The 13,998-nt window shown below is 60.6% G+C and carries 10 protein-coding genes; 8 read left to right on the forward strand and 2 right to left on the reverse strand.

What is annotated here, in order from left to right:
- The first annotated feature begins 31 nt into the window (after positions 1–31).
- The 8 genes from QN219_RS22915 to katG all read left to right on the forward strand — a co-directional run bounded on the left by QN219_RS22915 (position 32) and on the right by katG (position 10,865).
- Positions 32–1,699, forward strand: coding sequence for an aromatic/alkene/methane monooxygenase hydroxylase/oxygenase subunit alpha (locus tag QN219_RS22915; protein WP_283979481.1), 1,668 nt, complete (start codon positions 32–34; stop codon positions 1,697–1,699).
- 242 nt (positions 1,700–1,941) lie between these two features.
- Positions 1,942–3,003 (forward strand): 2Fe-2S iron-sulfur cluster binding domain-containing protein, encoded by a 1,062-nt coding sequence (locus tag QN219_RS22920; protein ID WP_283979482.1) that lies wholly within the window; start codon positions 1,942–1,944, stop codon positions 3,001–3,003.
- A 50-nt stretch (positions 3,004–3,053) separates the two neighbouring features.
- Positions 3,054–4,112 carry an aromatic/alkene monooxygenase hydroxylase subunit beta gene (locus tag QN219_RS22925; protein ID WP_284002364.1) on the forward strand — a complete coding sequence of 353 codons (1,059 nt, stop codon included), beginning with the start codon at positions 3,054–3,056 and terminating at the stop codon, positions 4,110–4,112.
- A 16-nt stretch (positions 4,113–4,128) separates the two neighbouring features.
- Complete coding sequence (locus QN219_RS22930) at positions 4,129–4,497, forward strand: MmoB/DmpM family protein (protein WP_283979484.1); 369 nt, start codon at positions 4,129–4,131, stop codon at positions 4,495–4,497.
- A gap of 70 nt (positions 4,498–4,567) precedes the next feature.
- Entirely contained in the window at positions 4,568–5,590 is a 1,023-nt protein-coding gene (locus QN219_RS22935; protein WP_284002365.1) for an amidohydrolase family protein, read from the forward strand.
- 5 nt (positions 5,591–5,595) lie between these two features.
- Positions 5,596–6,414: an iron-sulfur cluster assembly protein gene (locus QN219_RS22940; RefSeq protein ID WP_284002366.1), complete on the forward strand. Its 819-nt coding sequence runs from the start codon at positions 5,596–5,598 to the stop codon at positions 6,412–6,414.
- Between the two features lie 52 nt (positions 6,415–6,466).
- A complete protein-coding gene (locus QN219_RS22945; RefSeq protein WP_283979487.1) occupies positions 6,467–8,095 on the forward strand; it encodes a molecular chaperone GroEL in 1,629 nt (542 codons plus the stop codon).
- A gap of 562 nt (positions 8,096–8,657) precedes the next feature.
- Positions 8,658–10,865, forward strand: a complete 2,208-nt coding sequence (katG, locus tag QN219_RS22950) for a catalase/peroxidase HPI (RefSeq protein WP_284002367.1) — start codon at positions 8,658–8,660, stop codon at positions 10,863–10,865.
- A 235-nt stretch (positions 10,866–11,100) separates the two neighbouring features.
- Here the strand turns inward: katG and QN219_RS22955 are convergent, their stop codons facing one another.
- Both QN219_RS22955 and QN219_RS22960 read right to left on the reverse strand, forming a co-directional pair.
- Positions 11,101–13,059 carry a sigma-54-dependent Fis family transcriptional regulator gene (locus QN219_RS22955; RefSeq protein ID WP_284002369.1) on the reverse strand — a complete coding sequence of 653 codons (1,959 nt, stop codon included), beginning with the start codon at positions 13,057–13,059 and terminating at the stop codon, positions 11,101–11,103.
- A 180-nt stretch (positions 13,060–13,239) separates the two neighbouring features.
- On the reverse strand, positions 13,240–13,722 hold the full coding sequence (locus QN219_RS22960) for a hypothetical protein (protein ID WP_283979490.1): 483 nt from the start codon (positions 13,720–13,722) through the stop codon (positions 13,240–13,242).
- Between the last annotated feature and the right edge of the window lie 276 nt (positions 13,723–13,998).

A 13,998-nucleotide genomic window follows, 5' to 3' on the forward strand; every position in this document is an offset into this window, starting at 1 on the left:
TCTGGGGCGCAAATGGTGGAGGCTTAGCAAGATGACGTCCTTGACGCTCAACAAGATTACCTCGCAGCGCGGCATATCTGTCGGCGAGGCAACGAAGAAGATTTCCGATCTGGGCTGGAACCCGACCTATGTCCAGGAAGCGATGACTTTCCCGACGGACTACAAGATCACAAAGGCACCGCGTGATCCGATGAAGCAGGTGCTCAGGTCCTATTTCCCGATGCAGGAAGAAAAGGACAACCGCGTCTACGGCGCTCTCGACGCGGCATTGCGCGGCGACATGTTCCGTAACGTCGAGCCGCGCTGGGTGGAGTGGATGAAGCTCTTCCTGGCGATCATACCTTTCCCGGAAATTTCCGCCGCCCGCTCCATGGCGATGGTGGCGCGCCTTGCGCCGGGGGAGGATCTCAGAACTGGCTTTACCATGCAGATGGTCGACGAGTTCCGCCATTCGACGATTCAGATGAACCTGAAGAAATGGTACATGGAGAACTACATTGACCCGGCTGGCTTCGACATAACCGAGGAAGCCTTCGGCAAATGCTACGCCACGACGATTGGCCGCCAGTTCGGCGAAGGTTTCATCACCGGCGACACGATGACGGCCGCCTGTATGTATCTCACTGTCGTCGCGGAGACCGCTTTCACCAATACCCTCTTCGTCGCGATGCCGTCAGAAGCCGCCCGCAACGGTGACTACGCCCTGCCGACTGTCTTCCTTTCGGTGCAATCCGACGAGAGCCGTCATATCGGCAATGGCCACTCGCTGCTTATGGCAGCGCTGAAGGAGCCGGACAACCACCTGCTTCTCGAGCGCGACATGCGTTATGCCTTCTGGCAGAACCACGCGATCGTCGACGCCGCCATCGGTACCTTCATCGAATACGGCACCACCAACCGTGACAAGACCAAGGAGTCTTACGCGGAGATGTGGCATCGCTGGATCTTCGAGGATTACTACCGCACCTACATGCTGCCGCTTGAGAAGTACGGCATTAAGATCCACCACGACGACGTCCAGACAGCCTGGAAGCGCATCACCGAGAAGTTCTACGTCCACAAGATCGCACAGTTCTTCGCAGTCGGCTGGCCTGTCAATTTCTGGCGCATTGAAGCCCAGCGCGAACAGGATTTCGAATGGTTCGAGCACAAGTATCCGGGTTGGTACGCCCAGTTCGGCGACTTCTGGAAGTGGTACGACAAGCTGAGCCATCGCGGCGAGAAGATCATCACCTTCAACGAGGATGTTGGCTACGTTTATCCGCATCGCTGCTGGTCGAGCCTGGTGCCTTGCGTCGTGCGCGAAGACATCGTCACGGATGTGATCGACGGACAGCTTCACACGTTCGCCCACGAACTCGACCGCTGGACGGCGGTGGAAGCCTTCTCCGACGAGTATCAGGGACGCCCGACCCCCGCGATGGGCCGCTTCAGCGGCAAGCGCGAGTGGGAGACGCTCTATCACGGTTGGGATCTTGCAGACGCGATAAAGGACCTCAACTTCATTCGCTCCGACGGCAAGACGCTCGTTCCGCAACCGCATCTGCGTTTCGACGACAAGGAATTGTGGACCCTCGACGATGTCCGGGGCCACACGCTGCAGTCGCCGCTAACGCTGCTGCGTGAGATGACTCCTGACGCCCGCGAGAAGCATCTCGCCGAGTACAGGGCGGGCTTCCAGGTCCGGCCATTCAACTAAGGACCAGGCGGGCCGACTTCGGTCGGCCCTCCCGACACTAGGTGGCTTCAAATGTCACGCGCTCGATACATCCTGCCCATCGCAATTGCGGTTTGGGCGGCCGTTGCCACGCCTGTATTCGCCGTCACCGGAGCACAACCGCCGACTGACGACTGGAGGAAGGTTACAGCCGGCTACAAGGGCGCGCTCGTCCAGAAGCCTCCGATACGCGCGAAGGTATTTACTACCGGGAGGCTAATAACATGAGTGATGCTCACACAGTGCGCCTTGAGCCGGTCGGCGTGGAATTCGAGGTCGACAAGGGCGAGACGGTTCTGAACGCGGCATTTCGCCAAGGCATCGCCTTGCCGCATGGTTGCAAGGAAGGCCAGTGTTCAGCCTGCAAATGCGTGCTGCTCGAGGGCGAGGTCGACATGCTGAGGTATTCAACCTTCGCGCTCAATGACATGGAGAAAGACACCGGTCACATTCTTTTATGTCGGACGCTCGCCTACTCTGACATGGAAGTCGAACTGCTCAACTACGACGAGGAAGTCCTCTCCAAATCGATCGCCGTCAAGGCGTACAGCGGCCGGATCTCTCACATCGAGCGGCTGACACATGACATCCGCGGGATTGAGATCGAACTCCAAGCGCCGATCAAGTTCTGGGCCGGTCAATATGTCGACATCACAGTCACCACGGAAAAAGGGGAGACGATTACGCGCTCGTTCTCCATGGCAAATACGCCGGACCAAACCGAAAAACTCTCCTTCATCATCAAGAAATACCCCGAAGGCAAGTTCTCGGGAGAGCTCGACTCCGGAGGAATCCGCGTTGGAGCCGAGGTCAGCATCGTCGGGCCCTATGGGACCTGTTTCCGGCGGGAGGGGAGGGATGGACCCCTGGTGCTCGTCGGGGCTGGGTCCGGCATGTCGCCGATCTGGTCAATTCTCAACGATCATCTGAAAAGCGGCGAAGAACGGCCCGTATATTTCTTTTACGGAGCCCGGACACGCGAGGACCTCTTTCACCTCGACCGGATCGCCGATCTTACTACGCGTCATCCGAGCGTGAACTTCATTCCCGTGCTGTCGCATGCCAACGGTGACGCCGCTTGGGAAGGCGCACGGGGCTTTGTGCATGAAGCCGTCGACGCCACGCTCAAGGAGTTGAGAGTGGACGGTCAGGGCGACGTGTATGCGTGCGGTCCTCCGCCGATGATCGACGCGCTGCAGCCCGTTCTGTTCATGAACGGCTTCGAGTCGGAGCGCATTTTCTTTGACAAGTTCACTACGTCGTCCGGCGCCACAACGGGACATTGAGGAGTACCCGTGGCTGACATTCAGAGCAACTACAACAAGGGAGTGAGAACATGCCAGCAATTTCGAGTTCCGTCGGTTCGGGAGCTGCGGGTGCCGCGATTTTCGTGGATTCCGACAGCCGGAAGTACCGGTACTACGATCCGCGCGGTCAGCGTGCCACGCACTACGAGGACGTGACCGTTGACGTTCAGCCAGATCCCGAGCGCTATTTGCTCCAGGATTGGATCATCAATTTCCCGAACGGCAAGGGCGCCTACGTCAAGGACAACACCGCCGCGCTGAGCTCCAACTGGCACGCCTTCCGCGCGCCGGACCAGGAGTGGGAACGCACCCATTATCAGCGGCAGTCGAAGATCGAGACGATGGTGCAGAGCGTCATCGCCAACGGCCGGAAGTCCGGGGCGCCAAAGGCCTTCGACAAGGTGTGGGTGAAGATTCTGCAGGTGCATCTCGGTGCCTGGAAACACGCCGAATTCGGCCTCGGCACATCGCTGATGCAGGCGCAGCGCTATGGCTATACGCAGATGATCAACAATGCCACGCTGACCAACTCTTCCTACAAACTGCGGCTTGCCCAGGACATCACGCTCTATCTTGCCGAAATCGGCATGGACATACCCGGATGGGACGACACCCTGGGCAAGCAGGCCTGGCTGGAGGATGGTGCCTGGCAGGGCACGCGCGAAGCGATCGAGACCATTATGGGCTCGGCGGACTATCTCGAGCAGTATTTCGCCATCAACATCGTGTTCGAACCGCTGGTTGGGGAGCTCTTCCGCTCCGGCTTTCTGATGCAGGCGGCCGCCGCCAACCACGACTTCATCACTCCGCCGGTCATTTCAGCGGCCGAGGCGGACTACGAACGCAATCTCGCGAACACGATCGACCTCATCTACCTGCTCGCCCACGACGAGAAGCACGGCGCCCAAAACCGGCAGCTCTTCCGAGGCTGGCTCGCCAAACACAGAGCGCTCGCCGAGAAAGCCGCTCTCGGGCTGCAGCCGATCTGGTCGATGCCGCATTCCAAGCCGATCTCGTTCCAGGACGTGCGTGCGCAGTCCCAGGAGCGGATCGGGCAGATCGTCGGTGAACTCGGCCTTGATGCCTGAAACAGGAGAAATGGATATGTCGACAGCAGCACGCGATGCCTCGAACTCCAACATCTTTAAATCGATGAAGGACATCACATTCGAGCAGACGATCTCGCACCAGTGTGGTGTCACCATGAATGATTCCGTCGAGGCGCGAGCCATTGCCGAGTTCATGGGCCAGAAGCCGGGCGTAACCGTCACCTACCAGCCTGCGATGATCCGCATCGACGGCGACGGCAAACTGATCTTCAAGATGGATGAGATCAGCGAGTTTCTCGGTCGGGAGATGACGGCCGAGATCTTCGAGGTGAACACTTCCACCCATTACGGCCGGATGGTTCGCATCGACGACAATACGGTGATCCTGTTCGGCGATATGGACGAGGTCTTCGAATACATCTGACCCAGGAGGAGTCCGACAGTGCGTTGATTGCGACGCACTGTCACCCACCACCTGTTTTGAGGAGGAAATCATGTACAAGACACCGGACGGCAAGGAAATTTTCGTAGTCGACGGCCATACCCATTTCTGGGACGGCAGCCCCGAAAACCAGCGTAACATCCATGGCAAGCAGTTCGTCGACTGTTTTTACGCCTATCACACGGCGCTGAGTCCCAAGGACCAGCTCTGGCCGAAAGAGAAATTCGAGAAATACACCGCCGACGACCTCTATCGCGACCTGTTCATCGAGGGTCCGGACGACGTGGCCATCGTGCAGTCCACGTATCTCAAGGACTTCTACAAGGACGGCTTCAACACCATTGAGCGCAACGCAGAGATGGCCAAGCGCTACCCGGACCGTTTCATCGTGAACGGTTCCTTCGATCCGCGCGACGGTGAGAAGGCTCTGGAATACATCCATTTCATGAAGGAGACTTACGACATCAAGGGCGTGAAGATGTACACGGCCGAATGGAATGGCGCCTCCAGGGGATGGAAGCTCACGGACCCGCAGGCCTACAAGTGCTTCGAGCTTTGCGAGAAGCTCGGCATCCGGAATATCCATGTCCACAAGGGTCCGACGATCATCCCGCTCAGCAAGGACGCCTTCGACGTTCACGATGTCGACCACGCGGCGACGGATTTCCAGAACCTCAACTGGATTATCGAGCATTGCGGCCTGCCGCGGCTGGACGATTTCTGCTGGATCGCGGTCCAGGAGACGAATGTCTATGGCGGGCTGGCAGTAGCACTGCCGTTCATTCATTCGCGACCGCGTTATTTCGCCGAAGTGATTGCCGAACTGCTCTTCTGGCTTGGCCCGGACAAGCTCCTCTTCGGCTCGGACTATGCGATCTGGACGCCGCGCTGGCTGGTCGAGAAGTTCTGGGCGTTTGAATTGCCGGAAGATATCGCGCGTGAGCGCGGCGTCGAGCTGACCTCGGAAGTCAAGGAAAAGATCCTCGGCCTGAATGCGGCGCGGCTCTATGACATCGACATCGCTGCCAGGAAGGCAGCGTTTGCGGGCTCGCCCTCCAGCGTCGCCGCGGAGTAGGGGTCATGGACACGGTCAGCCTTACCGTGGACCGGCGGGGCGAGCTATGGGCTCGCCTCGCGCAGGTCAACGATCCGGAGCTGGACGAGCCCGTGACAGAAATGGGATTCGTGGAGCGCGCCGAGGTGTTGCAATCGGGTAGCGTAGAGGTGGACTTCCGCCTGCCAACCTACTGGTGCTCGCCGAACTTCGCCTTCCTGATGCTCGATGGCATCCGCGAGGCGCTCGATGCACTCACCTGGGCGCCCGCCTATACGATCCGGCTTCACGACCACATGTTCGCCGAAGAAATCAATCGTGGCATTGCTGCGGGTAAGTCGTTCAGCTTGATCTTCGACGAACTCTCCGGCGACCACGATGTGGAGACGTTGCGCATAACCTTTCGCATGAAGGCTTTCAAACGGCGCCAGGAGGCGGTCCTGCTGGGGCTTCGGCGACAGGGACTAACGGACTGCGAAATTCTGAGCATGGACCTGTCTTCCCTGGATACCGCTCGCGTCGGCGGCGAGGAGACAGAGGTGCAAAAGGTGCGGTACCGGGAGGCCGTGATGCAGCGTTGGCCGGGGAGAAGAGGTGGCGATCCGGCCTTCGTGACTTGGGAAGGCGAGACGATCCCATCGGAGGCGCTGGGAGCCTACCTCGCGGGACTGCGAACGCTGCGCATCAACATGGAATTCAACGGTGCGCTGTGTCGCGGCCTCAAAACCACGCGATACAAGGAAATGGACGTCGTCGACGGAGAGCCGACCTTGGTCGATTTTATTCTCGACCGGGTACCGCCGCGCGAATGCGCAAGCCGTCCTGCTCGCAACTTAAGGCGATAGCCTTGCCAAGCTAGACCATTGGAGGAGCCGCCCACGGGCGGAAGGAGGAGATATGCCCAAACTTTTGATCCACAACTCAGACGCTCGGCGCGCGCTTGCCCGGGGGGTCTACCAACTCGCAGCCGCGGTCGAGCCGACGCTCGGCCCGAAAGGCATGAATGCGATGATCGACCGTCCCATCGGCACGCCGATGGTCACGCGTGACGGCGTCAGCATTGCCTCGGAAATCGAGCTTCATGACCGCTTCGAAAACATGGGCGCGCAAGTGGTTCGCGAAGTATCGATGCAGACGAATGAGATTGCCGGCGATGGCACGACGACGGCGATCGTTCTTGCCAACGCTCTCGTGCAGAAGGGGATCGAGGCCAATGAGCGTGGTGCGAAATCCGTCGATCTTTGCAAGGGTATCGACCTCGCCGTAACGAAAGTTGTCGAGGCGCTAAAGGAGTCCGCCAAACCTGCCCGCAATGGCAGCCTCGCTGCGGTCGCCAACATTGCTGCCACCGATCCGAGACTGGGAGCGCTCGTCGCCCAAGCGTATGAACGGGTAGGTATCGAAGGGGTGATTACCACCGACTTCAGCGTGACGACCGAAACGACACTTGATGTCGTCGAGGGCATGTCCTTTGATCGTGGCTATCTCTCGCATCACATGGTCACGGACCAGGAGAAGATGGAAGCCGTCCTCGAGCGGCCGCTCATCCTGATGACGGATCTCAAGATCCGTGAGCCCGACGCGCTCGAGACTGTACGCGCACTTGCCGATAAAGCTGGTCGGCCACTGCTCATCATTGCCGAGGAAATGTCGCCGGATGTCGTCGTCACGCTGCTGGGCAAGCAGGGCCCGGGCAGATACCTGGTTGTCCATCCGCCCGAATACGGTCATTGGCGCAAGGCAATGATGGAGGATCTCGCCATCCTGACGGGCGGCCGGGTAATCGCTCGCGATCTCGGCGGGCGGCTGGAGGATGTGACGGCCGATGATCTTGGGAGCGCGGAGCGCGTGCGCGTGAGTGCGACGCATACGGCAATCATTGGCGGCGGCGGCGACGCCTCGTCAATCACCGCGCGGCGGGCGCAGGTGCAACGGCAATATGACGTCGCTCCACCCAACATCGAACAGGACAAGCTGCGCGAGCGCCTCGCCAAATTATCGGGCGGCTCGGCCGTCCTCTATGCGGGTGGTGTCACGCCCGTCGAGCAGAAGCGGGCGATTCAGCTGATCGAAGATTCGTTGCATGCGGTCAGGGCTGCCATCGAGGATGGCGTGGTCGCCGGCGGCGGAACCGCTCTCGCGCAGATCGCCCCCGTTCTGGACGGCGTTCTCGCCGAGGCGAAAGGCGACGTTGCAGAGGGTGTGCGGCTGGTCCACGCGGTGCTGTCGCGACCTCTATGGCGGATTGTCGAGAACGCGGGTGGCGACCCGGAGGCCGTGGTGGCCAAGGTTTCGAGTGTCAACGGCGGCTTTGGCTACAATGCGGCCCTCGGCGAGTATCAGAACATGTACGAGGCGGGCATCATCGACCCAGTACGGGTGACTTGCACCGCGCTCAAGAATGCGGCCTCGGTGGCAAAGCTTATTTTGACCACTGAAACGCTTGTCGGCGATCTCGCCGAGGACGAAGACCCAACCGCAGGGCCGGCGCTCGGCGGGGGCGCGGAAAAGCTCGGCCGTCCGTAGCCGTGATTTTCGTGTTTCCTCGAGCGGAGCCGGCGAGAGGAAAGACTTATAGGAATGCCCAGGGCTTGAGCGGCGCCTGTGCCGTCGGAGCTCATCGCAATCGTCACCGGGCCGCATGTGCTGCCCAGGCGAGAGAATACATGTCCTCGCGGGCGACGGCCCGCGAGGGTTACCACAGCACTGGGAGAGGGAAATGAACAACTAGTCCGCGACTCCATCGGCACTTTCGCGCTCGCCTTCCTCGGGTGCGCCACCGTGCTCTTCATGCGCGGCAGCCTTCTGGGGTGTTGCCTTCGCCTTCGGCCTGTCGGTTTTGCGATGGCCTGGACGGCACTTTAGACGGTGTCTGCGGCCGATCACTGACAGGGTGAAAGTCGCAGTTGTTCGTAACGTCTAAGACATCAGAGCTATCAGAAAGGATCGCCGGGGAGCCGAACTTGAGGAGGGTTTCCGGGGCATTCAGCGCAGTTTTGCAAGCGACGGCTCCGGGACGCCATCCAGAGATCAAACGACGCCATTCATTTGAACGGCACAAACCCCATCATCGCAGAGGGAGATAGAAATGGACGCCAAAATCGACGAAACGAGTAAATGTCCTTTCATGAATGGAGCCCAGACAAGCGCTCAATCCGCCGGCACGTCGAACCACGACTGGTGGCCGAACCAGCTCAACCTGAGGATCCTGCACCAGAACTCTTCGCTTTCGGATCCCATGGGCGAGGCGTTCAACTACGCCGAGGCGTTCAAGAGGCTTGACCTGAATGCCGTCAAACAGGACCTCTATGCGCTGATGACGGACAGCCAGGACTGGTGGCCGGCCGACTTCGGCCATTATGGCCCGCTTCTCATCCGCATGGCCTGGCATAGCGCGGGTACCTATCGCACCGGCGATGGCCGCGGGGGCGCATCCTCCGGCACGCAGCGCTTTGCACCGCTCAACAGCTGGCCGGACAATGCCAACCTCGACAAGGCGCGCCGGTTGCTCTGGCCGGTCAAGCAGAAATACGGCAACAGCATCTCCTGGGCCGACCTGATGATCCTCGCCGGAAACTGTGCGCTGGAATCGATGGGCTTCAAGACCTTCGGCTTCGGCGGCGGCCGTGCCGACGTCTGGGAGCCGGAGGAAGACATCTATTGGGGCATGGAAACCGAGTGGCTCGGCGACAAGCGCTACACGGGTGACCGGGAACTCGAAAATCCCCTTGCCGCCGTGCAGATGGGTCTGATCTACGTCAATCCGGAAGGACCGAACGGTGACCCCGATCCGATCGCGGCCGCCCGCGACATCCGCGAGACGTTCGCCCGCATGGCCATGAACGACGAGGAGACCGTCGCCCTCATCGCCGGCGGCCATACCTTCGGCAAGACCCACGGCGCCGGTGATGCCGCACTTGTCGGCCCGGAACCCGAGGGCGCCGGCATCGAGGAGCAGGGTCTCGGCTGGAAGAGCGGTTACGGCAGCGGCAAGGGTGGCGATACCATCACCAGCGGCCTTGAAGTCACGTGGACTTCGACGCCGACGAAGTGGAGCAACAACTTCTTCTGGAACCTGTTCGGCTATGAGTGGGAGCTGACCAAGAGTCCGGCCGGCGCGCATCAGTGGAAACCGAAGCACGGTGCGGGCGCCAATTCCATACCGGATGCGCACGACCCGTCGAAGCGTCACGCGCCATCGATGCTGACCACCGACCTCGCCCTGAGGGTCGACCCTGCCTACGAGAAGATCGCAAGGCGCTTCTACGAGAATCCGGATCAGTTCGCCGACGCCTTTGCCCGGGCATGGTTCAAGCTGACGCACCGCGACATGGGTCCCCGCTCACGCTATCTCGGCCCGGAGGTCCCGGCAGAGGAACTGATCTGGCAGGATCCGGTTCCCGCCGTCGATCATCCCCTGGTCGACGCGGCTGACATTGCCGGTCTCAAGGCCAAGATCCTCGCATCGGGTCTCTCGATCTCCGATCTCGTCTCGACGGCCTGGGCGTCGGCTTCGACCTTCCGCGGCTCCGACAAGCGTGGCGGGGCCAACGGCGCGCGCATCCGCCTTGAGCCGCAGAAGGAATGGGAAGCCAACCAGCCCGCCCAGCTTGCAAAAGTGCTGGAAACCCTTGAGGGGATCCAGAAGGCGTTCAACGAGGCGCAGTCCGGCGGCAAGAAGGTTTCCCTCGCCGATCTGATAGTCCTCGGCGGCGCTGCCGCGATCGAGGACGCCGCAGAGGCCGCCGGGCACGCTGTGGAGGTGCCCTTCGCGCCGGGCCGCACCGATGCATCGCAAGAGCAGACCGATGTGGAATCCTTCGCCGCTCTCGAGCCGATCGCCGACGGTTTCCGCAACTACCAGAAGGCTCAATATGCCGTTTCGGCAGAGGAGCTGCTGGTCGACAAGGCGCAACTCCTGACGCTGACGGCGCCGGAGATGACCGTTCTCGTCGGCGGCTTGCGCGTGCTGAATGCGAATGTCGGACAGTCACAGCACGGCGTCTTTACCAAGCGCCCCGGGACGCTCACCAACGACTTCTTCGTAAACCTGCTCGATATGGGCACGGAGTGGAGGGCGTCGGCGGAAGCCCAGGACGTCTTCGAGGGACGCGACCGCAAGAGCGGCGAAGCGAAGTGGACCGGCACCCGCGTCGATCTCGTCTTCGGTTCGAACTCCGTGCTTCGTGCGATCGCGGAAGTCTACGCGCAGCAGGATTCGCAGAAGAAGTTCGTGCGCGATTTCGTGGCCGCCTGGAACAAGGTGATGAACGCCGATCGCTTCGACCTCGTCTGATCAAGCCTGATGGGTGCCCCTGCATGGTTCGGTCGTCGGGCTCGACCGAGCTGCGTTCCAAACCATGGAGGGGCCCTTGCATGTCCGGAAAAGTGGGTCGGGGCGCGGTTGGATTCGAGCCGCTTCGAGGTTTCAGGAACCGCGGTCGAACATCTGCGCATCCCCGGACACGGGGGCGATGTGGAGTGCCGAGATATGGGGAAGAAAGCCAGACAGTTCGCCGAAGACGCATTCTTTACGTGAAACTGCGGCGGATGCCGTATTGATCGAGCTTCCGGTAAAGGGTGGGGCGGGAGATTCCGAGCCTCACGGCGACCCGGCTCAGATTGCCGTGTTCAACTTCGAGCGCGGCCCGGAGGGCTCGCTCTTCGGAACCCGGGCTATTGCAAGGTTTCTCGATGCTGAAGTTGCCCGCTGGAACGCCGACCCAAGCAGACTGAGTGCGCTCTGGGGCGGCCGCGATCTCACGAGGCAGATCGGCAACGCATATTCGTTCGCCTCCAGCCAGCACATGCAGTCTTTCGACGAGGTTCTTCAACTCGCGCACGTTGCCAGGCCACGAATAGGCGATGAGCATGTCGAAGGTATCAGCGGAAAACTCAAGGGGCTGCGCTCCCGTCCGTTCGGCGATTTTGCGGTTGAAATGGTCAAGCAGGAGGGGAATATCCCCCTCCCGTTCGCGGAGTGGGGGAACGCTGACCACAACAGTGCTTATTCGATAGTAAAGATCACGGCGGAACCGACCGGCCGCAACTTCCTGTTTCAAATCGCGGTTCGTTGAGGCGATCAAACGCACATCAACCGGCCGGCCGCGATTGTCTCCAAGGCGATGTACGACACGTTCTTCCAGAACCCGAAGCAGGAAGGGCTGGATGTCCAGGGGCATCTCGCCGATTTCGTCAAGACAGAGAACCCCGCCGTTGGCCAGCTCGAACGCGCCTGCCTTGCCATCTCGGCTCGCGCCCGTGAAAGCACCCGCGACGTGGCCGAAAAGCTCGCTACCGAAAAGTTCCCGCGTGATGGCGCCGCAGTTCAGGGCGATGAACGGTGCATTCTCCGAGCGGCGACTGCCAAGATGAACCAACCGGGCGAAGAGCTCCTTGCCGACGCCGGTCTCGCCCTCGATCAGTAGCGAGGTGAGTTCGCTCGACTGGGCTACTCTACAGGCTATATCGATGGCGCTGAGCATTGCGTCACTTTGCCCGACGATCAGGTCCGCGGCCTCGCGTGAGGGCCATCGCGGCCGGCGAGGGGCAGAGACGGCTGCACTTTTCGCGCTGGCCGGAAAAACAAGGGCTGCGCCCCGAAACTCACCTTCCAGGGTGAGGGGGCTCACGTGGCAGGCGCGTAGCCGGTCGGGAAGTGCTGCAGTGAGCTCGGCGATGTTGCGCGGACCAGACGCCGGCAGAAGTCGGCGGCCCCGTCTTGCCGCGGGGTCGGAAAATACGTCGAGGCCCGGCGGGGGCACCTTGCTGCAGTAGATAGCCCGTCCAAGATGGTCGACGATTATCAGGCCATCCGTGCGGCGGTAAGAAGGGGCTTCGGCGATAAAGGCCTCAAGAAGACGGGTGCGCTGTTCGTTCTGATGTTCGGCGAGCGCCTTCTCGATCTCCCGCGCAGCGGCCGCGACCAGCGCGGTATTGTGCGGCCGGAAAATGTCAGGGTGTCCGGACAGGTCGACCACGCCGATGATCTTGCCGTCGAAGGGGTCGCGTATCGGCGCGCCTGCACAGGTCCACGACTTGATCCCGGCGCAGAAATGTTCCGCAGCGTGTACGAAGACCGGTTCTCCGGCCCAAAGTGCGGTGCCGATGCCATTGGTGCCGACGACGTCTTCCGTCCATTTGCCACCGATGCCCAGGTGGATATCCATGCCGTTGTGGATCGTGCGCTTATCGCCGATCACATCAATCAACACCCCATCCTCGTCGGCCAGTACCATCATCGCTCCGGTGCCATCAAGAAGGCTTCCGACGACGGCGAAGGAGCGTCGTGCCGCTCCCAGCAACTCACCGCTGTTGCGCGTCAGGTGCTCGATATCATCCTTGCTATTGCTGAGGGGCGCTTCGTGCCGCTGCTCGTCGATACCGCCGGAAATGCAGCGCTCCCAGGATTCATGTATCAGGCCTCGAACAGGAAAACGGAGACGGGTCTCTTCAGTTTTTCCGGCCAACAGATTTTCCCAGGCGGACATTGTCGCATATTCGTTGTAACCATCCGCCCGCAAAAGCGATGTTCTGACTTTTTTCCCTGACGGCATCCGAGCGCGCTTGGTCCTTCCATTTCTTGGTGGCTTGAGGCCCGACCTGCAATCGATCGAGTTGACGTTGACTCCATGTTTACCGGAAAGCTTTCTGAAGGAGCTAACGGCAGTCTATTCGGCGATCCCGAGCGTCGAGCCGAGTTCCCCCGCGAGTTGCTCTTCGGTGTAGTCCGGCCGAAGGGGCCTGCCGTCGAATTCGGCGAGTGCGACGGCAGAGGTCGCGTCCAATGGGGAGACGAAGCCATTCTCTTTCGTGGCGAGCACGAAGACGTCCGCGCCATTTCTTCGTCTGATCTCACCGAGATACTGGATTTGTCGCGCGGTGTTCCTATCCACTACCACCACGCGGCCGTTTAGACTGACACGAATGTAGGGACAGGCTTCCTCGGAAGAGGGACTGCCCGCGCCTGTGTGGTGGATGATTAGTCCTCGCGCTTTTGGGATCTCCGGCCGGGCCATCCTGTTGACCGAATAGGCGCCCCCGCTGATGTGGTCGGCAATACGTGTTATGACCCCGCGGTTACGCTCGACCAGTTGCTTGATCTCAGCGTCTTCACGGCGTGGCCCATCCCGCTTCGAAATGATCTCGACCATTGAACCTCCTCCCAAAGATCTCGCTGGTCGGAGTGTCTCTCGATCACTCCTCAAGTCTGGCAACATGCCTTGCCGCAATCGTCAACTTAACAAATCGCAAGCCCGATGGGTAGTAATGGTTTGCTACAGATGGTTTGAATGCTCAACCGGAATCCGGCCTCATGATGAGCGGTTAGCGGCTGAAAGCGTAACGCCGGCTAACTTACAAGAGCCCCTTCATGGCCAGATCAATATGTTCGAGCAATTGCCCAGGATTGCTGAGGGGGCCGATGCGCA

Source organism: Sinorhizobium sp. 8-89, from assembly GCF_030124325.1.
Classification (GTDB): domain Bacteria; phylum Pseudomonadota; class Alphaproteobacteria; order Rhizobiales; family Rhizobiaceae; genus Sinorhizobium.

Bases quoted from the DNA above. Each gene is read 5' to 3' on its own strand.
- QN219_RS22915 (WP_283979481.1), top strand. From the start codon at position 32: ATGACGTCCTTGACGCTCAACAAGATTACCTCGCAGCGCGGCATATCT.
- QN219_RS22920 (WP_283979482.1), top strand. From the start codon at position 1,942: ATGAGTGATGCTCACACAGTGCGCCTTGAGCCGGTCGGCGTGGAATTC.
- QN219_RS22925 (WP_284002364.1), top strand. From the start codon at position 3,054: ATGCCAGCAATTTCGAGTTCCGTCGGTTCGGGAGCTGCGGGTGCCGCG.
- QN219_RS22930 (WP_283979484.1), top strand. From the start codon at position 4,129: ATGTCGACAGCAGCACGCGATGCCTCGAACTCCAACATCTTTAAATCG.
- QN219_RS22935 (WP_284002365.1), top strand. From the start codon at position 4,568: ATGTACAAGACACCGGACGGCAAGGAAATTTTCGTAGTCGACGGCCAT.
- QN219_RS22940 (WP_284002366.1), top strand. From the start codon at position 5,596: ATGGACACGGTCAGCCTTACCGTGGACCGGCGGGGCGAGCTATGGGCT.
- QN219_RS22945 (WP_283979487.1), top strand. From the start codon at position 6,467: ATGCCCAAACTTTTGATCCACAACTCAGACGCTCGGCGCGCGCTTGCC.
- katG (WP_284002367.1), top strand. From the start codon at position 8,658: ATGGACGCCAAAATCGACGAAACGAGTAAATGTCCTTTCATGAATGGA.
- QN219_RS22955 (WP_284002369.1), bottom strand. From the start codon at position 13,059: ATGTCCGCCTGGGAAAATCTGTTGGCCGGAAAAACTGAAGAGACCCGT.
- QN219_RS22960 (WP_283979490.1), bottom strand. From the start codon at position 13,722: ATGGTCGAGATCATTTCGAAGCGGGATGGGCCACGCCGTGAAGACGCT.